Source organism: Frankia sp. AgB1.9, from assembly GCF_016786355.1.
GTDB lineage: Bacteria > Actinomycetota > Actinomycetes > Frankiales > Frankiaceae > Pseudofrankia.
In genome coordinates this window covers 41,798-65,447 of record NZ_JADWYX010000051.1, presented here as the reverse complement: position 1 = coordinate 65,447, position 23,650 = coordinate 41,798, and the positions used below count along the sequence as shown (strand labels likewise).

16 protein-coding genes, 4 tRNA genes and 2 pseudogenes are annotated in these 23,650 nt (G+C 72.2%); 6 read left to right on the top strand and 16 right to left on the bottom strand.

What is annotated here, in order from left to right; genetic code table 11:
• From I6A60_RS21260 to pgsA, 6 genes and pseudogenes are all read right to left on the bottom strand, one after another.
• Positions 1 to 170, bottom strand: a pseudogene (locus I6A60_RS21260) (pyridoxal 5'-phosphate synthase glutaminase subunit PdxT); the annotation flags it as partial.
• Between the two features lie 49 nt (positions 171 to 219).
• Complete coding sequence (gene pdxS, locus I6A60_RS21255; protein ID WP_203016120.1) at positions 220 to 1,179, bottom strand: pyridoxal 5'-phosphate synthase lyase subunit PdxS; 960 nt, start codon at positions 1,177 to 1,179, stop codon at positions 220 to 222.
• Between the two features lie 174 nt (positions 1,180 to 1,353).
• Positions 1,354 to 1,977: a hypothetical protein gene (locus tag I6A60_RS21250; RefSeq protein ID WP_203016118.1), complete on the bottom strand. Its 624-nt coding sequence runs from the start codon at positions 1,975 to 1,977 to the stop codon at positions 1,354 to 1,356.
• Between the two features lie 88 nt (positions 1,978 to 2,065).
• Complete coding sequence (locus tag I6A60_RS21245; RefSeq protein ID WP_203016117.1) at positions 2,066 to 3,208, bottom strand: glycosyltransferase family 4 protein; 1,143 nt, start codon at positions 3,206 to 3,208, stop codon at positions 2,066 to 2,068.
• A complete protein-coding gene (locus I6A60_RS21240) occupies positions 3,205 to 4,161 on the bottom strand; it encodes a phosphatidylinositol mannoside acyltransferase (RefSeq protein ID WP_203016116.1) in 957 nt (318 codons plus the stop codon). The genes I6A60_RS21245 and I6A60_RS21240 overlap by 4 nt, the downstream gene beginning before the upstream one ends.
• A gap of 20 nt (positions 4,162 to 4,181) precedes the next feature.
• Complete coding sequence (gene pgsA, locus I6A60_RS21235; RefSeq protein ID WP_203016115.1) at positions 4,182 to 4,916, bottom strand: phosphatidylinositol phosphate synthase; 735 nt, start codon at positions 4,914 to 4,916, stop codon at positions 4,182 to 4,184.
• A 367-nt stretch (positions 4,917 to 5,283) separates the two neighbouring features.
• Between pgsA and I6A60_RS21230 the strand changes: the two genes are divergently transcribed.
• A complete protein-coding gene (locus I6A60_RS21230) occupies positions 5,284 to 7,398 on the top strand; it encodes an elongation factor G-like protein EF-G2 (protein ID WP_203042394.1) in 2,115 nt (704 codons plus the stop codon).
• A gap of 42 nt (positions 7,399 to 7,440) precedes the next feature.
• Here the strand turns inward: I6A60_RS21230 and I6A60_RS21225 are convergent, their stop codons facing one another.
• A complete protein-coding gene (locus I6A60_RS21225) occupies positions 7,441 to 7,953 on the bottom strand; it encodes an HIT domain-containing protein (protein ID WP_203016189.1) in 513 nt (170 codons plus the stop codon).
• Positions 7,954 to 8,928: 975 nt separating this feature from the next.
• Positions 8,929 to 9,000 (bottom strand) — tRNA-Val (locus I6A60_RS21220).
• A 531-nt stretch (positions 9,001 to 9,531) separates the two neighbouring features.
• On the opposite strand from I6A60_RS21220, the gene I6A60_RS21215 reads away from it, so the two are divergent.
• Positions 9,532 to 9,963: an SsgA family sporulation/cell division regulator gene (locus I6A60_RS21215; RefSeq protein WP_007520135.1), complete on the top strand. Its 432-nt coding sequence runs from the start codon at positions 9,532 to 9,534 to the stop codon at positions 9,961 to 9,963.
• A gap of 153 nt (positions 9,964 to 10,116) precedes the next feature.
• On the opposite strand, the gene I6A60_RS21210 is transcribed toward I6A60_RS21215, so the two are convergent.
• The 6 genes from I6A60_RS21210 to I6A60_RS21185 form a co-directional block, all read right to left on the bottom strand.
• Entirely contained in the window at positions 10,117 to 10,854 is a 738-nt protein-coding gene (locus I6A60_RS21210; RefSeq protein WP_238435905.1) for a GNAT family N-acetyltransferase, read from the bottom strand.
• Positions 10,855 to 11,340: 486 nt separating this feature from the next.
• Positions 11,341 to 11,412: transfer RNA gene (locus tag I6A60_RS21205), tRNA-Val, on the bottom strand.
• A 41-nt stretch (positions 11,413 to 11,453) separates the two neighbouring features.
• A tRNA-Cys gene (locus I6A60_RS21200) sits at positions 11,454 to 11,525 on the bottom strand.
• Between the two features lie 46 nt (positions 11,526 to 11,571).
• Positions 11,572 to 11,644: transfer RNA gene (locus tag I6A60_RS21195), tRNA-Gly, on the bottom strand.
• 345 nt (positions 11,645 to 11,989) lie between these two features.
• Positions 11,990 to 12,844, bottom strand: coding sequence for an N-acetylmuramoyl-L-alanine amidase (locus I6A60_RS21190; protein ID WP_307873789.1), 855 nt, complete (start codon positions 12,842 to 12,844; stop codon positions 11,990 to 11,992).
• A 90-nt stretch (positions 12,845 to 12,934) separates the two neighbouring features.
• Positions 12,935 to 13,744 (bottom strand): DUF3097 domain-containing protein, encoded by an 810-nt coding sequence (locus I6A60_RS21185; RefSeq protein ID WP_203025267.1) that lies wholly within the window; start codon positions 13,742 to 13,744, stop codon positions 12,935 to 12,937.
• A 125-nt stretch (positions 13,745 to 13,869) separates the two neighbouring features.
• Between I6A60_RS21185 and I6A60_RS21180 the strand changes: the two are divergent.
• Positions 13,870 to 14,472 (top strand): annotated as a pseudogene (locus I6A60_RS21180) (isochorismatase family protein); the annotation flags it as partial.
• Positions 14,473 to 14,772: 300 nt separating this feature from the next.
• On the opposite strand, the gene I6A60_RS21175 reads toward I6A60_RS21180, so the two are convergent.
• Positions 14,773 to 15,066, bottom strand: a complete 294-nt coding sequence (locus tag I6A60_RS21175) for a DUF4193 domain-containing protein (protein WP_013423471.1) — start codon at positions 15,064 to 15,066, stop codon at positions 14,773 to 14,775.
• 797 nt (positions 15,067 to 15,863) lie between these two features.
• Positions 15,864 to 16,394: a DUF3145 domain-containing protein gene (locus I6A60_RS21170; protein WP_049807159.1), complete on the bottom strand. Its 531-nt coding sequence runs from the start codon at positions 16,392 to 16,394 to the stop codon at positions 15,864 to 15,866.
• A 352-nt stretch (positions 16,395 to 16,746) separates the two neighbouring features.
• Between I6A60_RS21170 and glgX the strand changes: the two genes are divergently transcribed.
• From glgX to treZ, 3 genes are all read left to right on the top strand, one after another.
• Entirely contained in the window at positions 16,747 to 18,945 is a 2,199-nt protein-coding gene (gene glgX / locus I6A60_RS21165; protein WP_203025265.1) for a glycogen debranching protein GlgX, read from the top strand.
• Between the two features lie 34 nt (positions 18,946 to 18,979).
• Positions 18,980 to 21,526 carry a malto-oligosyltrehalose synthase gene (treY, locus tag I6A60_RS21160; protein WP_203025264.1) on the top strand — a complete coding sequence of 849 codons (2,547 nt, stop codon included), beginning with the start codon at positions 18,980 to 18,982 and terminating at the stop codon, positions 21,524 to 21,526.
• A gap of 68 nt (positions 21,527 to 21,594) precedes the next feature.
• Entirely contained in the window at positions 21,595 to 23,484 is a 1,890-nt protein-coding gene (gene treZ / locus I6A60_RS21155) for a malto-oligosyltrehalose trehalohydrolase (protein ID WP_203025263.1), read from the top strand.
• The last annotated feature ends 166 nt before the right edge of the window (positions 23,485 to 23,650 follow it).

The window sequence follows — 23,650 nt, the reverse complement described above, 5'->3', positions numbered from 1 at the left end:
CGTATGGGGGTCGACTCACCGCCCGGCAGCACCAGACCGGCGAGGGCGGCCAGCTCCGGGGGCCGGCGCACCTCCACCGTCTCGGCGCCGGCCACGGCCAGCGCCCGCGCGTGTTCCCGCACGTCACCCTGCAGTGCGAGCACGCCCACCCGGGGACGCCACGCCGTCATGTACCCACCCTCGCCCGGCGCGCCCGGCACCGTGCCGTCACGCCCACCGTCACCAGCCGCGGTCCGCGAACCGGGCGGCGTTCGGGGTCTCGAGCACGTTGATGCCGACCATCGCCTCGCCGAGGCCCCGGGAGACCTTGGCGATGACGCCCGGGTCGTTGTACATCGTCGTGGCCTCGACGATCGCCCGCGCCCGCTTCGCCGGGTCGCCGGACTTGAAGATGCCGGAGCCGACGAAGACGCCATCCGCGCCGAGCTGCATCATCAGCGCGGCGTCGGCCGGGGTGGCGATGCCGCCGGCCGTGAAGAGCACGACCGGCAGCGCCCCCAGCGCGGCGACCTCGGCCACGAGGTCATACGGGGCGCGCAGCTCCTTCGCCGCCGAATAGAGCTCGTCGGCCGGCAGGGTGGACAGCCTGGCGATCTCGCCGCGGATGGTGCGCATGTGTACGACGGCGTTGGAGACCTCGCCGGTGCCCGCCTCACCCTTCGAGCGGATCATCGCCGCGCCCTCGGAGATCCGCCGCAGCGCCTCACCCAGGTTGGTGGCACCACAGACGAAGGGAACGGTGAAGCCCCACTTGTCGATGTGGTGGTGCGGGTCGGCCGGGGTGAGCACCTCGGACTCGTCGACGTAGTCCACGCCGAGCGCCTGCAGCACCTGGGCCTCGACGAAGTGGCCGATGCGGGCCTTGGCCATGACCGGGATGGAGACGGCCTCGATGATCCCCTCGATCATGTCGGGGTCGCTCATCCGGGAGACCCCGCCCTCGGCCCGGATGTCGGCCGGGACCCGCTCCAGCGCCATCACGGCGACGGCCCCGGCGTCCTCGGCGATCTTGGCCTGCTCGACGTTGACGACGTCCATGATGACGCCGCCCTTGAGCATCTCGGCCATGCCCCGCTTCACCCGCGCGGTGCCGGCCTGGCGGCCCGGCCCGGATTGCCCACCAGGCGCTACCCCGGGGACTCCGGCGGGCGTTGCGGCGGGCGTGGCTCCGGCAGACATAGCGGTCCGTCTCTCTCACATCGGCAACGGCGGGCAGGCCTCGACAGAGACCGGTCTCGCGAGTGGTCGGTCTTATCCCTGTTCCACCATGGTACGACCGGCCGCAGCCGCCTTCTCCCCAACAGGCCCAGCGAGTATCACTCCTGGTGACCAGCGGGTAGCGCTACCGCGGCCTCACGGGGCCGCTTCGGGCAGGGTGTCGGGCACCTCGCCGAGGGCCGCCGCGGCGTCGGCCGCCGACCGCCGGAACGGGAGGTCCCCGGCCGCCGGCACGAAGGGCGTCTCGACCCAGGCCGGGAGCGCGTCGTCGATCTCGAAGTAGGCCGGCAGCGGGCGGCGGCCGCCCAGCCGCAGCACGCGCACCAACCGCCGGCCGCGCAACGCGCGGAGGTCACGGACCGCGTCGTTGTGCAGCTGGCGGGCGAGCGCGACCCGAGCGGCCGCCGAGTCGACGGCGTGCAGCAGCTCCGGAGCGCCTTGCCCGCTGGAGGCCACCTCGGGCGCCCGCAGCGCGCGGCTGAGCTGGTTCTCCGTCTCCTCCACGGCGGTGTCCAGCGGGGCCCCGGAGCGCAGCGCCAGATGCCCGGCCGCCGACTGCTCGGCCACCGCCTCCAGCGGCGCGAGCCCGCGGCTGGCGGCCAGCGCGGAGGCGGCCGCGGCCCTGGCCGCCAGCTGGGTGAGCAGCCCGGCCCGCGCCGCGTCCACCCGCACTCCCAGCCGGTCGAGGCGGCGGGCCAGCCAGGTGAGGTAGGTCGCGATCGCCACGACCGCGGCGACCACGACCACGACGAGAGTCATCCTCGGCAGCGTAGTGAACGCTTGGTCGATCCGACCGCCCTGCCCCCGGAACGTCGCCGGTTCGACAGATCAGGATCGCCGGGAGTCGCTAGGCGTCGGAGGCGGACGAGACGAGGGACACAGGGCCGGCGCCGTCGCTGACCATCCGGTACAGGTCGACGATCGACTCGGCGATCACCGGCCAGTCGTAGCCGGCGACGACCGCCCGGCCACGCGCGGCGAACGCGGCCCGGGCCGCGTCGTCGAGCAGGAGCGCGGCGAGGCCCTCGGCGAGCTGCGCCGGCTCGCCGACCCCGAACAACCGGCCGGCCCGGCCGTCGTCGAGCACCCGGCGGAACGCGTCGAGGTCGCTGGCCATCACCGGGGTACCGGAGGCCATCGCCTCCAGCAGCACGATGCCGAAGCTCTCCTGGCCGGTGTTCGGCGCACAGTAGACGTCACCGGAGGCGAAAACCCTGGCCTTGTCCTCGTTCGGCACCAGGCCGACCAGCTCCACCCGGTCGCGCAGCGCCGGGTCCAGCCGCGAGCGGACCGCCGCCACGTCGCCGGGGCCGGCCACCAGGAGCCGGACGTCGGGGACCCGGCGGGCCAGCTCCGGCAACGCCGCGAGCAGCACGTCCAGGCCCTTGCGGGGCTCGTCGATCCGGCCGAGGAAACACACCGTGTGGTGGGGCGGCTCATAGCCGGGCATCGGCCGGGCGCCGGCGAACGCGGCGACGCGCACCCCGTTCGGGATCAGCACCGCCGACGTGCCCAGATGCTCGACGATCGTGCGCCGAGCGGCCTCGGAGACCGCGATCCGGGCCCGGAGCTTCTCCAGCGACGGCTGCAGCGCTCCCTTGCCCGCCGTGAGGATCTTCGACCGGGGGTTGGCCGTGTGGAAGGTCGCGACGATCGGGCCGTCGGCCAGCATGCACGCGAGCAGCCCGACGCTCGGCGCGGTGGGCTCGTGCACGTGCAGCACGTCGAAGGCGTTCTCCCGCAGCCAGCGGCGCACCCGGGTCGCGGACACCGGGCCCATCAGCACCCTGGAGACCGAGCCGTTGTACGGCACCGGCAGCGCCCGGCCGGCGTCGACGGCGTAGCCGGGCAGCGTGTCGGAGTCGTCAGCGGGCGTGATGACCGAGACCTCGTGACCGGCCGCGATCAACGTCTCGGCCAGGTCTCGGACGTGGACCTGCACGCCACCCGGGACATCCCACGTGTACGGGCAGGCGAGGCCGATCCTCACCGGGGCGGGTCCGCCTCGACCGGGTCCGCCTCGACCGGGTCCGCCTCGACCGGGTCAGCCTTGGCCAGTTCCGCCTCGGCCGGGTCGGCGGCCGGCGCCGGCGGGTCGGGCCAGATGCGCTGCAACATGTGCCAGTCCGCCGGGTGCGCCGCGATCGAGTCGGCGAACGCGTCCGCCATCACCTGCGTCATCGTGGCGACGTCGGTGTGCTCGACCGGCGGGTAGATCTGACCGTTCCAGCCCTTGCCGTCGAACCACAGGGCCGTCGGCACCAGCGCGGCTCCGGTCCGCAGCGCGAGCGCCGCCGGCCCGGCCGCCATCCTCGCCTGCCCACCGAAGAAGTCGACCGGCACGCCGCTGGCCGAGAGGTCCCGGTCGGCCAGCAGGCACAGGCAGCCGCCGGCGAGCAGCCGCTCGGCGAGCAGCCCGGACGGTGGCTCGGCGCCACCGGTCAGCGGGATGACCTCCATCCCGAGCGACTCGCGGAAGGCCACGAACCGGTCGAACAGCGACTCGGGCTTCAGCCGCTCCGCGACGGTGGTGAACGGGATCCCGGTGGCGACCAGCCACGCCCCGGCCAGCTCCCAGCTCCCCATGTGCGGCAGCGCGAGGATCAGGCCCTTGCGGGCGGCATAGGCGTCGCGCAGGTGGAACTCGTCGTTGAGGAAGAACTGGTCGCTGACGTAGCGCTCCCGCGGCATGTCCTGGAGCCGGAAGACCTCCAGCCAGTAACGGGCGTACGACCGCATCGCGGCGCGGGTGAGCGCGTCGAGGTCGGTGCCCTCGGGCACCACCCTGGCCAGGTTCGCGCGCAGCCGCCGGACGCCCTTGCCATCGCGGCGGGTGGCCCAGTCCGCGGCGGCGTCGAAGCCGCGGGCGGCGAGCCGCTCGGGCAGCACGCGCACGACCCGCCAGCCGAGGGCATAGGCGAGATCGGTGGTCCTGTTGGACATGCGCTGCCCGGTCTGCGGGCTCAGCCGGCCGAGCCGGCGGTGGCCGCGCTGATCGGCCCGACCATCGCGGCAGGGCCGTCGGCGCCGCCGGTGGGCGGCGCGGCTGCGACCGGTCCCGACGCCGCGGCGGCCGCCACCGCGCCGGCGCCACCGGAGCTCTGGTACTGCCGATAGACGTGCCAGATCCGCTGGCCGACCGTGATCACGGTCAGCGCGGCCAGCAGCCACAGCGCGATCGGCAGCAGGTACGGGACGCCCAGGCCGTAGAGCCCGGCGGCGACCAGCAGGATCAGCAGCCGCTCGCCGCGCTCGGCGATCCCGACGTTGCAGTCGAAGCCGAGGCTCTCGGCGCGCGCCTTGACGTACGAGGTGACGGCGCCGGCGATCAGGCCGATCAGCGTCGCGCCGGCCAGCGGCAGCGAATGCCCGTCCCCCGCGTACCAGAGGACCAGCGAGCCGAAGATCGCGCCGTCGCCGAGCCGGTCGGAGGTGGAGTCGAGGAAGGCGCCCCACTTCGACGAGATGCCGCGCGCCCGCGCGATCACACCGTCGATCAGGTCCGAGAAGACGAAGACGGTGATCACGACGGTGCCGACGAAGAACTGGCCACGGGTGAAGAACGCGAGCGCGCCGCCGACCACGCCGACGGTGCCGATGATCGTCACCAGGTCCGGCGAGAGCGACGTCCGCGCGGCCCAGCGGCTTACCGGCGCCAGCAGCCGGTTGATCTGCGGCCGCGCCTTGCTAGCGAGCATGTCCGTCCCGTCGTGTCCGGCGCGGGGTGTTCGCGCGGGTTCACCCTACCCAGCGGCGCCGGCCCGGCCGGCCGCCACACCAGGGCTCATCGGGCCGGTCAGCGCCCTGGATGGACGGCATGCCACACAGGGGGAAACCGCCGAGGTCTTGTGCGTTACATCACAGGGGCGCACGCTGGGCGGCGACGTCGCAACCGTCCGAGCGAGGGAGGGCCGCCCGACTTCCTGCGATCCGCCGGGAGCGGATCGCCAGGGGCGCACGCAACCGAACGCGCTGTTCCGGTGCGCCCGTCGCGGTCTCCGTCCCCTGACGCGCCAGTTCCGCTGCCGCGTCGGAGGCGTTCGGCACGACCGAACGGAGGCCGAGATGCCGTCTACCGCGGCTGAAGTCCGCAACGTCGTCCTCGTGGGTCATACCGGCGCGGGCAAGACCGCGCTGGCCGAGGACCTGCTGGCCGTGGCCGGTGCCGGTGGCGCCGGCGCGGCCCAGCAGGGCCGCCACGGGGACGCCGAACACCGCTCGTCCCGCGGGATCAACCTGACGCTGTCAGCGCTGCGCCACCGCGACATGACGATCAATCTGCTGGACACGCCGGGCTACCCGGACTTCGTCGGCGAGCTGCGCGCCGGCCTGCGGGCCGCCGACGCCGCCCTGTTCGTCGTCAGCGCGGTCGACGGGGTCGACGGCGCGACGCGGGCGCTGTGGGCCGAGTGCGCGGCGGTCGACATGCCCCGCGCGGTCGTCGTCACCCGCCTCGACCACCCACGGGCCGACTTCGCCGCCGCCGTCACCGCCTGCCAGGAGGCGTTCGGCGCCGGGGTGCTCCCCGTCTACCTGCCGGACGGCGCCGACCAGGCCGGCGCCGGTGCCCGCCTGGTCGGGCTGCTGACGGGCCACGTCGTCGAGTACGCCGGCAAGGACCGGCACGACCTGGCCGACCGCGCCGAGCTCGACGGCGCGGCCCAGGACGCCCGTGGCGCGCTCATCGAGGGCATCATCGCCGAGAGCGAGGACGAGACCCTGCTCGACCGCTACCTCGGCGGCGAGGAGCTCGACCCGCGGACGCTGCTGGACGACGCCGAGACCGCGATCGCCCGCGGTCATTTCCACCCGGTGCTGCCCTTCGCCCGGACCGCGAGCGGCGTCGGCCTCCCGGTCGGCTCGGTCGAGCTGCTCGACCTGATGGTCGACGCGTTCCCCTCCCCCGCCGAGCACCCGCTGCCACCGCTGACCCGGTGTGACGGCTCCGGCTGCCCGGGGATGGCCGCTGACCCGGACGGCCCGCTGCTCGCCGAGGTGGTCCGCACGACGACCGACCCCTACGTCGGCCGGATGTCCCTGGTGCGGGTCTTCTCCGGCACGCTGCGCCCCGACGCGACCGTGCACGTCAGCGGCCATGGCCGGGCCGCCGCCGGCCACCCCGACCACGACGTCGACGAGAAGGTCGGCGCGCTGCAGGCGCCGGACGGCACGTCGCTGCGCGCGGTCGACGCCTGCGCCGCGGGCGGGATCTGCGTGGTGACCAAGCTCGGCGCCGCCGAGACCGGTGACACCCTCTCGGACCGGGACAACCCCCGGCTGCTCGCCCCGTGGATGATGCCCGAGCCGCTGCTGCCGGTCGCGATCACGGCCAGGACGAAGTCCGACGAGGACAAACTGCCGACGGCGCTGTCCCGGCTGGCCGCCGAGGACCCGACGGTGACGGTCCGCACGGACGCGGAGACCGGGCAGCTGCTGCTGTGGTGTATGGGTGAGGCGCACGCCGACGTCCTGATCGAACGGCTTTCGGGCCGGTACGGCGTCGACGTGGATCGCGCGGAGCCCCGGATCGCGCTGCGGGAGACGGTCCGCGGCCCGGCCCACGGCCTGGGCCGGCACGTCAAGCAGTCCGGCGGGCACGGCCAGTACGCGATCTGCCAGATCGAGGTGGAACCGTTGCCGCCGGGCGCGGGCTTCGAGTTCGTCGACGAGGTGGTCGGCGGCGCGGTCCCGCGGGCGTTCATCCCGTCGGTCCAGAAGGGGCTCGCCGCCCAGCTGGCCAGGGGCGTCGCGACCGGGAACCCGATGGTGGACATCCGGGTCCGGCTGGTCGACGGGAAGGCGCACAGCGTCGACTCGTCCGATCTGGCCTTCCAGGTGGCTGGTGGGCTCGCGCTGCGCGACGCGGCCGCGAAGGCCGGGGTGGCCCTGCTCGAGCCGCTGCTGGACGTGTCGGTGCTCGTGCCGGACGAGCACGTCGGCGCGGTGATGGGCGACCTGTCCGGCCGGCGCGGCCGGGTCATCGGCATGGAGCCGCTGGGCGCCGGCGATGTGGGCCGCACGGTGGTCCGCGCGGAGGTCCCAGAGCTGGAGATGCTCCGGTATGCCATCGAGCTGCGCGCGCTCAGCCACGGCACGGGCACCTTCACCCGTCACCTCACCCGCTACGAGCCGATGCCCGAGCAGCTCGCGGCGACCGTCCTCAAGGACCGCTCCGGCTGAGGCGACGGCGGCCGGAACGGGCGATGGGCACCCGTTCCGGCCTCAGGCCTGGTCTGCCACCTTCTCCCAGGCCTCGGCGACGAGGGTGCGGGTGTCGGGGAGCAGCTCGGGCAACACCCGGGTGCCGCCGACAACCGGCATGAAGTTCGTGTCGCCGCCCCAGCGCGGGACGACGTGCTGGTGAACGTGCGCGGCGATGCCGGCACCGGCGATCGTGCCGAGGTTCATCCCGGTGTTGAAGCCGTGGGCGCCGCTGGCCAGCCGCAGCGCGCGCAGCGCCTTCTGCATGAAGAACGCCATCTCGACGGCCTCGTCCGGGGTGAGGTCGGCGTAGTCGGCCACGTGCCGGTACGGGACGACCATCAGGTGCCCGGCGTTGTACGGATAGAGGTTCAGCACGGCGTAGACCTCGACGCCCCGCGCGACGACCAGGCCGTCCGCATCGCTCAGGCCCGGGATCTCGCAGAACGGGCAGGCGCTGTCGTCGGTCCGGTTCTCGCCCTTGATGTAGGCCATCCGGTGGGGCGTGTAGAGCCGCTGGAACGCGTCCCGCATGCCGACGCCGGCCTGCTCGTCGAGGGGGACCCCCGCTGCCCCGGCCGGCCGGCCGGGGTCTCCGGCGGGCGCAATGGGATCGGTCACCGGCTGTCCAGCTTGCTGCGCAAGGACCTCTACCTCATGTCCGTTCCACGGCAGCCCCGCCGACGGCTCTGACCTCAGACGACTCTCGCAGAGACGACTCTGACATCAGGCAACAGCCCGTCCGGCGCCGCGCCGACGGCGCCCCGGGGAACCGCGCCCCCGACCGTACCAGCACTCCCAGCCGAGAACGCCGCCCAATCCACGCCTGGGGAGCACCCCTGCTCGGCTCCCAGGCGGTCGTCCACGCCCCCCTGACGGCGCCGTCACCAGCCGCACCGGGTGACTCCGCCCCGCGCCACGCCGACGCCCAGGGTGACCCGCCCGCCCCGTACTCCCCCGAACCCGGACGCCCCCCTCATCGATCAGTGGCCCGTCGTCCCCCCACCCACGAGACTCCAGACGACGCCCCACCCACCCGGCGCCCAAACCCAGCCGCCCAGGCACCGCCACCCCCAAGGGAGCCACCCAGACCAACCCAGTGATGTGAGCCGAAGGCGAACAGACGAGACGCCGAGAGCGAAGCTGAGGCCCCCGCGGGGAGCCGCCAGCGGCGGCGAACCCAACCAGTGAAGTGAAGCCGAAGGCGAACAAACCGGACGCCGAGGGCGAAGCCCAAAGGCGCCACGCCGAGGAAGCCGCCAACGCCGGCGCCCCCAGAGCGTGACGTGAAGCCAAAGGCGAACAAACCGGACGCCGAAGGCGAAGCCGAGGCCCCCACGGGCAGCCGCCAACGGCGGCGAACCCGGGAAGTGAAGCCGAAGGCGAACAAACGGGGGTGTCGGGGGCGAAGCCCCTGACCCGGGGGTTCCAGGGGGTCGCCCCCCTGGGCAGGCATCGCGGGTCCATGGTGAAGCCGCCAAAAGCGGCGAACACGCGGAGCCGACTCGGTGGGCGTACGTGGTTTCGAACCACGGGCCTCTGCCGTGTGAAGGCAGCGCTCTACCACTGAGCTATACGCCCGAGCCGCAAGCACTTCGACCGGCCGGGTGAGGGTCCGAGGACAGGTCCCGCTGGGCGCATGTCGATCGTGCTGCGGGCTCAGCTTACACAACCTGACGGGAGGTGCGGACGGCGTGTCGGTGGCGTCTCGCTCGCAGACTGGCCGGTATCGAGGGCGTGTCCGGCCGATGTCTCTGCGATGTCCGGCCGCTGGTGGTCCCATGGGCGTTGGACGGTTCTCGCCGGGGTTGAGGTCCGCTGCGCGGGGAACGATGTCTGCGCACGGCCACGGCAGCGAGGACCGTGTCTGGGGGGCTCCCGATGGACCAGGAACCGGTCCGTCGTCATCTCTCAAGACGCGGCCCGACACCGGGGCCACGCCGGTTCGGGGGCCTCACGAAGGTGGGCACCACTCCCTGGCCGGGCAAGTGGCGCGAACGGCCGTAACGGATGTTGTCTTGGCATAATCTTGTTTCCTACGAGCCTCAGAGAGGGAACCATCTCGTTACACGGGTGCTCGCCCGCACCACCGCACCGCTGAGAGGCCGCCCGATGACTATTCGTCACGATTCGATCACCGCAGAACTCGCCCTCCGGCTCGTCGTGCCCGGAGGGGCCCCGGTCCCCGTCGCCGCGACGGTCCGGTACGAGCCCGATGACCCATACGCGGTCAGCATCGGGTTCCGCACCGGAGCGGACGAGGTCGTCGAGTGGACCTTCGCCCGCCAGCTCCTGAGTGACGGAGTGCGCCGCCCAGCAGGCGACGGCGACGTTCAGGTCTGGCCGGCCGCGCAGTCAGGCGGAAGGATCGTCTGCCTGTCGCTGTCCAGTCCGTCAGGGCACGCGCTGTTCGAAATGCCGCGCTCGGAGGTGCTCGCTTTCCTGCGGCGCACCTATGCGGCGGTCCCGCTCGGAAGCGAGAGCGACGTGATCGACCTCGACGCCGAGCTGGCCCTGCTCATCTGGGGCGGCCCCGACCGGTGATGCGCCCGGGTCGGGCGGAAGCCCGACCCGCGGAGAATCCGGTGCGGGCACCGTCCGGCGAACGACAAAATCGCCAGGCCCGTCCGGTGGGAAACCACCGGGCGGGCTTTTCTCATGCCGTAGGCCCGGGGGCCTCCACTTTCAGGTGGCTGCTCAGGTGGGGACTCCCGCCGACCGCGGCGCACGTATCGCGCGCAGGTCGGCGAGGGTCTGCCGTTGGCGGCCCGACTCGTCGAAGTTGTCGTCGGCCAGCCAGGCCTCGAACCCCTGCCGGACGAGCGGCCATTCCCGGTCGGTGATCGAGAACCAGGTGGTGTCCCGGTTGCGCCCCTTCACGACCAGGGCGTTGCGCCAGGTCCCTTCCTCGACGAAACCCAACCGCGTGGCGGCCGCCCGGGAAGGCTGGTTCAGGCTGTCGCACTTCCATTCGTACCGGCGGTAGCCCAGCTCGTCGAAGGCGTACCGCATCAGCAGGTACTGCACCTCGGTGGCGGCGCGGGTCCGCTGCAGGGACGGCGCGTAGATGATCCAGCCAACCTCGATGGAGCCAACGCTCGGCTGGCTGCGCAACAGGGCGACCCTGCCCTGAAACGCATCGCTGGCCCGGTCCACGATCGCGAAGGCGCAGGTGTCCGCCCGCTCTGTCATCGCGGTGATCGCACGCCCCGCGGTCAGGGCGTCGCCCGGCGCGTCGTCCCCCTGGTAGGTCCACAGGTCAGGGTGCACGCCCAGTCGGTCCACGACGTGCCGCGCGTGTTCGGCGGCGGACAGCGGGCACAGCCGCACCCACCGCCCGACGAGGTCGCGTACCTGTGGCGCCTGGGCGCCGGACCACTCGACCGGCTCTCCCACGGGCTGCCCCAGATCATTCAGTCGAGCCACGCGTCCCATCATCGCCGACGCCACACACCGACCTCATCGCGCTCCCCCACCCCGGCAAACACCCCACCAGCCCCACTCCCCAGGAACGCGAGACCCACGAGAAACGCCCCACCGCCAAAACCCAGAAGACAAAGAAACCCACCACCCAACCCCACGAAGCAAAAAATCCCGCACCGAAACAACGTCGGAAGCCCGCGGCGGCGCCCGGCCAAAACATCCGCCAGCACCCCGCCCACCGAAAGAGCCGTCACGGAACCACCAGCACCAGACAAAACGCCCGAGGCAAAAGCCATCCTGAACCAGTCCCCCACCCGGACCCGAAAGACTAGAACGCCCACACGAAAAAAGGGCCGCTCGCGCGAAGCGCGGCGGCCCTGGGGGTGTCGGGGACGGAGCCCCTGACCCGGGGGTTCCAGGGGGTCGTCCCCCTGGGCAGACATTGCGGCCGGAGCGAAGTCGCCCCGAAGGGGCGACAAGCATAGGAATCCCGGCTCGTGGGCGATACTGGGATTGAACCAGTGACCTCTACCGTGTCAAGGTAGCGCTCTCCCACTGAGCTAATCGCCCTCAACTGTGCACCGTGGGAATGCTGCACGTGGGTAAGTGCGAGGCGGAGGCGGGAATCGAACCCGCGTACAGGGCTTTGCAGGCCCTTGCCTAAACCACTCGGCCACTCCGCCGGGGGGAGGCCGCGACTGGCTGGACCTCTTGACCTCGCTACTTCCGAGCGGACGACGGGATTCGAACCCGCGACCCTCACCTTGGCAAGGTGATGCTCTACCAACTGAGCCACGTCCGCATGTGTGCGCTCACTCTACAGGACTCGCGTCCTGCTTCACGACCAGGTGCTGCTCAGCCGTGTTCCGTGGCGCCTCTTGCTCTTTGCCTTGCGAAGCGTACCAGAAGAAATCCTGTCCGCTTGACCCCGGTTTGCCCTACTTGGCTCACCTCGGCCTGTCTCCGCCGGAACCTGTCTCCGTCGGCGACAAGGAGCACTCTAGCGGACGCTAAGCCCGACCGTCGAACAGCGCGCGAGCGTCGTCCAGATGTTGCGGGACGGTCAACGCGATGGGTCACTCGTGGGCCTCGACGTGGGCACGAACGGTCCGGCGCCACCCCTGACCTGCGCCGACACCGCTGGCGGTCAGCCGGGCGGCGCCGCGAGATAGCGCAGGATGCCCGCGACGATGCCCTCGGCCGCGCGCTGACGCCAGACGGGGTCGGACACCCGGGCCGCGTCGACAGCGTTGCGCATGTTGGCGCACTCGATGAAGACCTTCGGCACGGTCGAGAGGTTCAGGCCGCCGAGGTCGGACCGGTCGACGATCCCCTCCTGGTTGGCGAGGTAGTTCGCGGGCCGCTCGCCGGTCGCTGCCTCGTAGGCGTCCCGCAGCCCAGTGGCGAGCCGCGCCGACGCGGCCAGGATGCCCTCGTTGACCCCGTCCGGCGCCCGGTTCGGCGCGATGACGTGGAACCCGGAGCCGCCGGGGGGCCCGCCATCGGCGTGGATCGAGACCGAGACGTCGGCGTGCGCCGCGGCACCGGCCCTGGCGCGGGCGTCGACGCAGGGCCCGACGCCGGTGTCGTCGTCGCGGGTGAGCACCACGGTCACTCCCCTGGCGCGCAGCAGCGCCGCCGCCCGGGTCGCCACGTCGAAGGTGAAGGCGTGCTCCGGGTAGCCGGCGTCGGTCTCGGCGCCGACGGTGTCGCACTCCTTCAGGAACCCACCGGCGTCGACCTTACGGTTGATCTGGGCCGGTGCCGCGCCGTTGCCACCGTCATGGCCCGGGTCGATGACGACCACCCGGCCGCGGGCGTCCACCGAGGGCAGGGGCACCGGTGGTGGCAGCGAGCCGACGGCCACACCCCCGAGCCGCGTGGGCGGGTCCACGCCGGCCGTCGTCCCTGCGCCCCCGGCGGCCCGGCCGACCAGCAGCCAGGCGACCGTGGCCGCGAGCAGCACGACGACAGCGATCGCGGCGAGCACCACGCGGGGCACCCCGCGAACCGTGGCCAGGCCCGGCCCGCGCCGGCCGGACGTCATCCGTCGCCCCACGGTTCGTGCACGGGCCCGGGCGGGCTCATCCGCTCATCCGGTAACAAAGTCGATGAGCTCCTCGACGGCTCGCAGGAGGCCTACCTCCAGGTCGCTGTAGCTGTCCACGCTGGCCAGGACCCGGCGCCACATCTCCGCCGGCTCCCGCACGCCCAGCGCGCGGCACACGCCTTCCTTCCACACCTCGCCCCGCGGCACCTCCGGCCAGGCGCGGATGCCGACCGCGGCCGGCTTCACCGCCTGCCAGATGTCGATGTACGGATGGCCGGTGACCAGAACGTGCTCACCCGTGACGGACGCGGCGATCCGGCTCTCCTTGGAGCCGGCCACCAGGTGGTCGACGAGGACCCCGAGCCGCCGGCCCGGGCCTGGCCGGAAGGTGGCCACGATGGCGGGCAGGTCGTCGACGCCGTGCAGCGGCTCGACGACGACCCCCTCGACCCGCAGGTCGTCACCCCAGACCCGCTCGACGAGGGCCGCGTCGTGCAGTCCCTCGACGTAGATGCGGCTGGCCCGGGCGACCCGGGCCGGCGCGTTCGGCACCGCGACCGAGCCGGAGGCGGTCCGGGTCGGGCCGGCGGGTCCACCCCGGCGGGCCCGAACCAGCGTCACCCGCCTGCCCTCGACAAGGAACGCGCCCTCCTCGAGTGGGAAGAGCCGCCGCACACCGAACCGGTCCTCGAGCGTCACGCCGTCGGCGTCGAGGCCGACGACCGCGCCGCAGAAGCCGCTGACCGGGTCCTCCACGACGAGCTCCGACTCAATCTCGACGGTGGGAATCGGTGCTGGCGCCTTCTTCGCGGATGGCGCCAGTACATCTCGGCCATAGTCGCGGCTCCGCATACAGGACAGCCTAAGATTCCGTCATCGGCGCCCTGGACGCGGCCACGGGCGGGACACGCCCCACCGGAGCAGTCCCCGCCGGCAGGAAGGGCCCGGTCCACGATCCGGAAGCGAGGTCACGCCCGATGGCGACAGCCGAACCGGTGGACCACCGTTACGGGCCAGCGGTCGCGCTGCTCGTGATCGACCTGCAGAACGACTTCGCGACGCCGGGCGGCAGCCTCTACGTCGGCGGCGGCGAGGAGATCGTCGACGCGGTGAACGCGCAGGTCACGGCCGCCGTCGCGGCCGGCTCGCCGGTGTTCTGGACGCAGGACTGGCACCCCGAGGTCACACCGCACTTCGTCACGTCCGGCGGCGTCTGGCCACCGCACTGCGTCGCCGGGACGCCTGGAGCCGACTTCCACCCCGACGCCAGGGTGACCGGCGAGGTGATCCGCAAGGGTGTGGACGGGGCCGACGGATACTCGGGGTTCTCGACGCGGGACCCGGGGTCTGGCGTGCGCGCCTCGACCGTTCTCGGCGACCGGCTGGCGGCAGCGGGGGTCCACGCGGTGGTCGTGATCGGCCTCGCGGGTGACTACTGCGTCAAGGAGACCGCGCTGGACGGCCGGCGCCTAGGGCTCGACGTCGTCGTCCCGCTGGGGCTTACCCGGTTCGTCAACCTCCAGCCAGGTGACGACGCCGCCGCGGTCGCGGAGCTGCGCGCCGCCGGCGTCCGGGTCGAGCCCGCGGCCGGGTGCGGGCGGCGGGCTCCGGGCTCCCCCAAAAAAACCCCCCTGCCCCCCCGCCGGGGGGGGGCGATGACGGTGGGCCATCGGGGGGTTCGCGGCAACGCCGCCGCGAACCCGGGATCGGCTGCTCCCCGTCACCCTCGACACCGTGTCCACCATTCGGCAGGCACGGTCAAGAGGGTCGACAGGGACACAACCGCCAGGGATCCCCGCCGACCTGCCTGCCCGTCCCATCGTTGGGCCGGACCAGGCTGGCCGGACGCAGTCCGGCCGATCGGTCGTGAAACAGGTTGATCAGGCGGCGCAGTCGCGGCAGATCATCCGACGCTCATCGACCAGCTGGCTACGGTGGTGGACCAGGTAGCAGCTGGTGCAGGTGAACTCGTCGGCCTGACGCGGCAGTACCCGCAGGTTCAGTTCCTCGCCGGACAGGTCAGCTCCGGGCAGGTCGAGCTCGGTCTCGAACGGGTCGACTTCATCACCGAGGTCGGCCGCCGCATCCGCCCGCCGCGCCTTGAGGGCCTCCAGGCTCTGCTCGGGAGCGTCCTCGAGATCTGCGGTACGGGGGGTGTCGTAGTCGGTGGCCACTTCTTTTCTCCCAGATTTGGTCGGGGTTCCCGCGGAATCGGCGAAGCCGATTTCGTAGGTCGCGCTCCTCGTGCCCAACCCTCAACGCACGACTGCCGGCCTATGTGCCCACCTCAGCCCCGGTACTCCCCTGTGGCGTTCGCCACACGAATGGATCGAGTGGCTGCGCACTGTGTCCAGCTCACCCCGACAAAAGGGGCGGATGGCTCGGGAGTGCCAGGGCGCCATGGGCGGGACAGGTTGTCCCAGTGCCGTTCTGCCCAGGTCCTCCCTTCAGCTACCCATCGGGCGAGACGGCCGCCGATCCGCGTGCGCCGGCTCGCGGGGCGCCGTCGGAGCCAGGGCCACCGGCGGTGATCGCCACGCGTACGAGCACACAAGACAAAGCAGGACGGAGATCTGCGCATTCCGCACACCATCGGCGATCACGTACGCGCGCGGGTCACCACCGGGATGATGATCGCTCACTGTGTGCGGTTTTCGACGGTCAGCGCGGCACCGCGCGCCGTCACGCAAGATCCGGGGGAGAGTACTACGCCAGCAGTCCGAAGCCGCGACGCACGCCGACAAGCCACGCCCAGATCACACGACGATCAGCCCGAACCGGCGCCTGCCGCTGGGACGAAACCTGAGATACCGACGACGACAGGCGCGAGCCCACCTCGTCGACGTCCAGTTGGACAGGCGTTGGGAGGGCGCTCAGCGCCCGACAGGCGGAGCCAGGGTTCCTGCCGGATCGACGGAGTCGATCTGGGAGGTAAGCGCAGGCGCGCAAGCGCCGGTTCCGGCCGATCGCCTCAACCGGTGCGGCGCAGCCAGGTGACCGGGGCACCGTGCGAGCCACGGCGCAGCGGTTCGAGCGCGTCGTCCCAGTCCGTGCCGAGCAGTCGGTGCAGGCCGCGGGCGAGCGTGTCCCGGCCCTCGCCGCGCTCCAGCAGGGCCCGCAACGCGGCCTCGCCGATGACGACGTCGCCGTTGGCCGCGATGCCGGCCCGGTGCAGCCCGAGCTCGGGCGTGTACGAGTAGCGCTCGGCGTCGCAGCCGGGCGACGGGCCCTCGACCACCTCGAAGGTGACGTGGCCCAGCCGGCGCAGCCGGGTCGCCAGCCGTCCAGCCGTCGCGGGAGCGCCGCGCCACTCCAACCCGGCGTACAGCGAGCCAGGCCGGGCCGGCTGCTGCGTCCAGGTCAGTGACACCGTCGCCGAGAGCGCGCCGGAGACGGCGAACTCCAGGTGCGGGCACAGCGCGGGCGGGCACGCGAGCACCGACAACATGCCCGGCACCAGGTTCGACGCCGAGCCGGATGACAGCCCATGGGCTGACGACATGACCACGGGGAACCCTCCGTCGACGAGAACGCCTTCCCCTTGCGGCTCGCCGTCGTCGGATCTATGCCGGGTACACCTGGATCGTGCCATGACCAGGCCGGCGGGACCACCCCCAGGCACCACCCAAACGAGCTATCTCAGCGCTAAACGACGCCGCCGTCCAGCACAGCTGTCGCTGACGTCACTTGACGACGGCCGCGCGGTGTCTCAGTGAAGCCGCCTGGGAGCCGGGAGTCGTCCCCGCCGAGGGGGTCTGACCGCGTCCTGGCTGGGTCGGCGCGGACCAGATCCGCCGGGGCGCGCCGCCGAGTCGGCAGCGACTGGAAACAGCGGTTCCGTAGGCTTCGCTGCTATGGCACAGGTCTGGCCCGGCCACCCCTATCCCCTCGGCGCCACCTATGACGGGTCCGGCACCAATTTCGCGATCTTCTCGGAGGTGGCCGACAGGATCGAGCTGTGCCTGTTCGACGCCAACCCCCACGCGAGCGACGGTGACCCGGTCGACGTCGAGCGGCGGATCGAGCTCCACGAGAAGGACGCGTTCGTCTGGCACTGCTACCTGCCCGGGGTCGGTCCGGGCCAGCGTTACGGCTACCGGGTCCATGGCCCCCACGACCCGGGCCGCGGGCTGCGCTGCAACCCGAACAAGCTGCTGCTCGACCCGTACGCCAAGGCGGTCGACGGTGAGATCGACTGGGACCAGGCCTGTTTCGGCTACACCTTCGGCGAGCCGGACAGCCTGAACACCATCGACTCGGCGCCGCACATGATGAAGTCCGTGGTGATCAGCCCGTTCTTCGACTGGAACGGCGACCGGCCGCCGCGCACCCCGTACGACGAGACCGTGATCTACGAGGCGCACGTGCGCGGCCTGACGATGCGTCACCCCGGCCTGCCCAGCGAGTACCGCGGCACCTACGCCGGCATCGCGCACCCGGTCATGATCGAGCACTACCAGAAGCTGGGCATCACGGCGGTCGAGCTGATGCCCGTCCACCAGTTCGTGCACGACGAGCACCTGGTCCGCCGTGGGCTGCGCAACTACTGGGGCTACAACTCGATCGCGTTCCTCGCTCCGCACAACGCCTACTCCTCGGCCGGCGGCCTCGGCGCGCAGGTGCAGGAGTTCAAGGGCATGGTGAAGGACCTGCACAACGCCGGGATCGAGGTGATCCTCGATGTCGTCTACAACCACACCGCCGAGGGCAACCACATGGGCCCGATGCTGTGCTTCCGCGGTATCGACAACGCGGCCTACTACCGGTTGGTGGAAGACGACAACCAGTACTACATGGACTACACCGGCACCGGTAACACGCTGCACGTCCGCCACCCGCACGTGCTGCAGCTGATCATGGACTCGCTGCGCTACTGGGTGCTCGAGATGCACGTCGACGGCTTCCGGTTCGACCTCGCCGCCACGCTCGCCCGTGAGTTCTACGACGTCGACCGGCTGTCGAGCTTCTTCGACCTCGTCCAGCAGGACCCGGTCGTCTCCCAGGTCAAGCTCATCGCCGAGCCCTGGGACGTCGGCGAGGGCGGCTACCAGGTCGGCAACTTCCCGCCGCTGTGGACCGAGTGGAACGGCAAGTACCGCGACACCGTCCGGGACTTCTGGCGCGGCCAGGACCACGGGATCGCCGAGTTCGCCTCCCGCCTGACCGGCTCCAGCGACCTCTACCAGTTCACCGGCCGCCGGCCGTCCGCCTCGATCAACTTCGTCACCGCTCATGACGGCTTCACGCTGGCCGACCTGGTTTCATACAACGGCAAGCACAACGACGCGAACGGCGAGGAGAACCGGGACGGATCGGACGACAACCGGTCGTGGAACTGCGGCGTCGAAGGGGCCACGGACGATCCCGACGTACGCGCCCTGCGCGCCGCCCAGACCCGTAACCTGCTCACGACGCTGTTCCTGTCCCAGGGGGTGCCCATGCTCGTCGCCGGTGACGAGATGGCGCGCACCCAGGACGGCAACAACAACGCGTACTGCCAGGACAACGAGACGTCCTGGCTGGACTGGTCAGACCTTTCCGAGCACGCCGACCTGGTGAGCTTCACCGCGGAGGTCTCCCGGCTGCGCCGCGAGCACCCGGTGTTCCGCCGCCGTCGTTTCTTCCACGGCGCGCCCATTCGCGGTACCGGCGAGGTCGGTGACGACGGGGCCCTCAAGGACATCGTCTGGCTGCGCCCGGACGGCTCGGAGATGACCGACCAGGACTGGGAGTCCGGGACCGCGCGGATGCTCGGGGTGTTCCTCAACGGCGACGGCATCCCCGACCCGGACGTGCGCGGCGAGCCGGTCGTCGACGACTCGTTCCTGATGTTCTTCAACGCGCACAGCGAGACCGTGGTCTTCCAGGTGCCACCGACCGAGTTCGGCGACAGCTGGGAGACCGTCGTCGACTCACGCGGGTCCGCGACACCCCAGGACGGCGACTCCTTCGGGCAGACGACGGCCGCGCAGGCGACGGCCGGGCAGCTCAAGGCCGGCGCCCAGGTCCAGCTCGACGCCCGCTCGACGGTTGTGCTGCGCCGTGCTTCGTGAGCCCGCCCACCGATCCGCCGAGTAGGACATGCCGATGAACGACGGCCCGATCCAGGACGAGCGCACCCGGGTCGTGCCGACCTCGGCCTACCGGCTGCAGCTGCACCTCGAGTTCAACTTCACCGACGCCGCGGTGATCGTCCCCTATCTCGCGGCGCTGGGTGTCTCGCACCTGTACCTGTCGCCGGTGCTGGAGGCCGCGCCCGGCTCGACCCACGGCTACGACGTGGTCGAGCACGGCCGGATCAGCCCCGAGCTGGGCGGCGCCGGCGGGCTGCGCCGGCTGACCGCCGCCTGCCGGCGGGCCGGCCTCGGGCTGATCGTCGACGTGGTGCCCAACCACATGGCGATCCCGACGCCGCAGAGCGCCAACCCGGTGTGGTGGTCGGTGCTGCGTGAGGGCCCGGACTCGCCGTACTCGCACTGGTTCGACATCGACTGGGCCGCCCCGGACAACCCGGGCAAGGTCCTGATGCCGCTGCTCGGCAACCCGCTGCACGACTGCCTGGAGGCCGACGAGATCCAACTGGTCAAGTCGGCGGACGCCGACGGCGCCGACCCGCTGGGCGCGTTCGACAACCCCGGCTCCGACCCGCTGGGCGGCCCGGGCGAGGCCGACGACTGGGTGATCACCTACTACGACCACGTGCTCCCGGTGGCCCCCGGCACCGCCGACCCGGACGACCTCGCCGGCACCCTGGACGCCCAGTACTACCGGCTGTGCTGGTGGCGCACCGCCGGCACCGAGCTGAACTACCGCCGGTTCTTCGACATCACCACGCTGCCGGCGCTGCGGCAGGAGGACTCGGACGTCTTCGCCGCGACCCACCGGCTGCTCATCGACCTGGTCCGCGGCGGCACCGTCGAGGGCCTGCGCATCGACCACCCGGACGGCCTGGCCGACCCGGAGGAGTACCTGCGCCGCCTCTCGGACGCCACGGGCGGCGTGTGGACGGTGGTCGAGAAGGTGCTGGAGGGCGACGAGGCACTGCCCGAGGCGTGGGCCTGCGACGGCACCACCGGCTACGAGTCGCTGAACCGGGTCACCCGGCTCTTCCTCGACCCGGTCGCGGCCCGCCCGTTGGCCGCGCTCTACGCCGAGGTCTCCGGCGAGGCCCCCGACTGGGCGCACACCGCGCACTTGGCCAAGCTGGACGTCCTGGACAACGTGCTGCGGCCAGAGCTGGACCGGCTGACCACGTTGGCGCTCACCGAGGCGCGCCGGGACCGGGCCGACCTGACCAGGACCGGCCTGCGCGAGGCGCTGCGCGAGGTGCTCGCCGGCTTCGGCGTCTACCGCGCCTACGTCCGCCCGGACGGCACCCCGTCGCTGGAGGCCCGCTCACACGTCGTGCGTGCCTGCGAGGTCGCCCGCCGCCGGCTGCCCCGGCGCTCCACCGAGATCGACCTGATCGAGGACCTGGCGCTGGGCGGCCCGGCGGAGTTCGTGACCCGCTTCCAGCAGACCACCGGCCCGGTGATGGCGAAGGGCGTGGAGGACACGGCGTTCTACCGGTTCGGCCAGCTGCTCGCGCTCAACGAGGTCGGCGGCGATCCTGGCGCGTACCCGGCGTTCCCGCCCGGCCACCCGCGCAGCGCCGTGCACGAGTTCCACGAGGCCAACGTGACGACGGCCCGCACCTGGCCGCTGACGATGACCACGCTGTCCACCCACGACACGAAGCGCTCGGAGGACGTCCGGGCCCGCCTCGCGGTGCTCTCGGAGGACCCGCGCGGCTGGGCTGACGTGGTCCGCCAGCTCGGCCGGCTCGGCTACCGGCACACCGATGCCGAGCGTGGCTGGCCCGACCCGGTCACCGTCTACCACCTGGTCCAGACCCTCGCCGGTGCCTGGCCGATCTCGGCCGACCGGGCCCGCCAGTACCTGCTCAAGGCGGTCCGCGAGGCGAAGATCCACACGTCCTGGACGGATCAGGACCCCGCCTACGAGAACGCGCTGACGACCTACATCGACGCGGCACTCGAGGATCCTGACTTCGTCGGCGCCCTGGAGAACTACGTCTCCACGATCGTCGAGCTCGGCCGGCAGAACTCACTCGCCGCCCGGCTGGTGCAGCTCACCGCGCCCGGCATCCCCGACGTCTACCAGGGCCAGGAGCTCTGGGACCACTCGCTGACCGACCCGGACAACCGGCGGCCGGTGAACTTCGGCGAGCGCACCAAGCTGCTCGGCGAGCTCGGCACCGACCCGATCCCTCGCCGCCCGCCGGCGCTGGACGACACCGGAGCCGCGAAGCTGCTGGTGGTGTCCCGGGCGCTGCGGGTCCGCCGGGAGCACCCGGAGTGGTTCGGCCCCGGCGCCTCCTACCGGCCGCTGTGGGCGTCCGGCTCGGCCGCCGAGCATCTGGTCGCGTTCACCCGGGCCGAGTCGGTGGTGACGGTCGTGCCGCGTCTCGTGCTCGGCCTGCGCCGCGGCGGTGGTTGGCGCGACACGACCCTGACGCTCCCCGACGGGCGGTGGCTGGACGTCCTCACCGGCCGCCGCCACGACGGCGGTACGGCCTACGTCCTACGCCTGTTGCGCGACTTCCCGGTCACGATGCTGATCCGCGTGCCGTGACATTGGTGGGCTGGGTATCGGCAGGGGCGGGTGAGTAGTCGGCGGCGGGTGACGGTAAGACAGGGGCGATGAGCATCTTCCGGGTGTGGGCGCCCCTCGCGAAGTCGGTTGCCGTGGTCACCCGCGACCCGGGCGATCCCGATGGCCAGGACGAGGTGTCGGACCTGGCCGGCGGGCCGGATGGGTGGTGGTCGGGCGAGGTGCTGGCGGCCGGGCACGGGACGGACTACGCGTTTCGGCTCGATGGTGCCGACGAGGAGCTGCCCGATCCGCGGTCGCCGTGGCAGCCGTACGGGGTGCACGGCCGGTCCCGGGTCGTCGAGCACGGCCGGTTCGCCTGGACGGACCACGGCTGGCGCGGGGTGCCGCTGGCCGGCGGGGTGCTCTACGAGCTGCACGTGGGCACGTTCACCCTGGAGGGGACGTTCGACGCCGCGATCGACCGGCTAGACCACCTCGTCCGGCTCGGGGTCGACGCCGTCGAGCTGCTGCCCGTGAACGCCTTCCCGGGCCGGCATGGCTGGGGCTATGACGGGGTGGGCCTGTACGCGACGCATGACCCGTACGGAGGCCCGGAGGGGCTGAAGCGGTTCGTCGACGCCGCCCACGCCCACGGGATCGGCGTCGTCCTGGACGTCGTCTACAACCACCTTGGTCCGGACGGGAACTACCTGGGCCGGTTCGGGCCGTACTTCACCGACCGGTACACCACGCCGTGGGGATCGGCGGTGAACCTCGACGACTTCGGCTCCGACGACGTCCGGGCGTTCATCGTCGATAACGCGCTGATGTGGCTGCGCGACTATCACTGCGACGGCCTGCGGGTCGACGCGGTGCACGCGCTGCGCGACAGCCGGGCGACGCACGTGCTGGAGGAGCTGACCACCGGCGTCCACCGGCTGGGGGCCCATCAGCGCCGGCCGCTGTTCCTGGTCGCGGAGTCCGACCTGAACGACCCCCGGATGATCAGCCCGGCGCAGGCGGGCGGGCTCGGGATGGACGGCCAGTGGGCCGACGACGTCCACCACGCCCTGTGGGCCGCGCTGTCCGGCGAGCGGCAGGGCTACTACGTCGACTTCGGGTCACTCGCGACGCTGGCGAAGGCGTTCACCAGCGGGTTCGTGCACGACGGCACGTACTCGACCTTCCGGGGACACAGCCACGGGCGGCCGGTGCCCGCGTCGGTCCCGGCGTCCCGGCTGGTGATCTTCCTGCAGGACCACGACCAGGTCGGCAACCGCGCGACCGGCGACCGGGCCGCGGCGACGCTGTCCGCCGGGCTGCTGCGGATCGGCGCGGCGCTGCTGCTGACCGGACCGTTCACCCCGATGCTCTTCATGGGCGAGGAGTGGGGCGCCACGACCCCGTGGGCGTACTTCACCGACCATGTGACCGACTGGCTGGCCGACGCGGTGCGCACCGGCCGGCGGGCCGAGTTCGCCGCCCACGGCTGGGGACCCGAGGACGTGCCCGACCCGCAGGCCGAGGAGACGTTCGCCCGCTCGCGGCTGGACTGGTCGCAGCCGTCGGCCGAGCCGCACCACGGTCTGCTCGGCTGGTACCAGCGGCTGATCGCGCTGCGGCACACGATGGCGGAGCTGACCGACCCGGACTGGTCCTCGGTGCGCTGCGCCTACGACGAGGACGCCCGGTGGTTCGTGCTGTACCGGGGTGGGCCGACCGGGGCGGTCGCCGTGGTGTGCAACCTGGGCCCGGACCGGCAGTCGATCCCGGTCAGCTGGCCCGGCGGGGGCGGCTCTGACCATCCGAGCAAGGGCGGCCCTGACCAGCTGGGCAAGGGCGGCCCTGGGCAGGAGGGCGGCCGCGCGACGGGTCAGCCAGCCGGGGTCGTGCTGGACCCGCTGGCGGTGTCGCGGCCCGGGTTCGACGTCCGGCCGGGCAGCGTCGAGGCCGACGGAGAGTCAGTGGTGATCGGCCGCCTACGCCCGCGGGAGTAGGCGGCCCCCAAGCCCGGCCGCCCCGACCGGCGAGCTACCGGTGCCGTTCGTGCTCGGCGCGGTTGAGGACGTAGTACAGCAGCCCGAGCAGGCCCAGCGCCAGGAACAGGACGACCACAAGCAGGATCACGTACGTTGCCATGGGCCTATCGTCGCCGCCCGATCT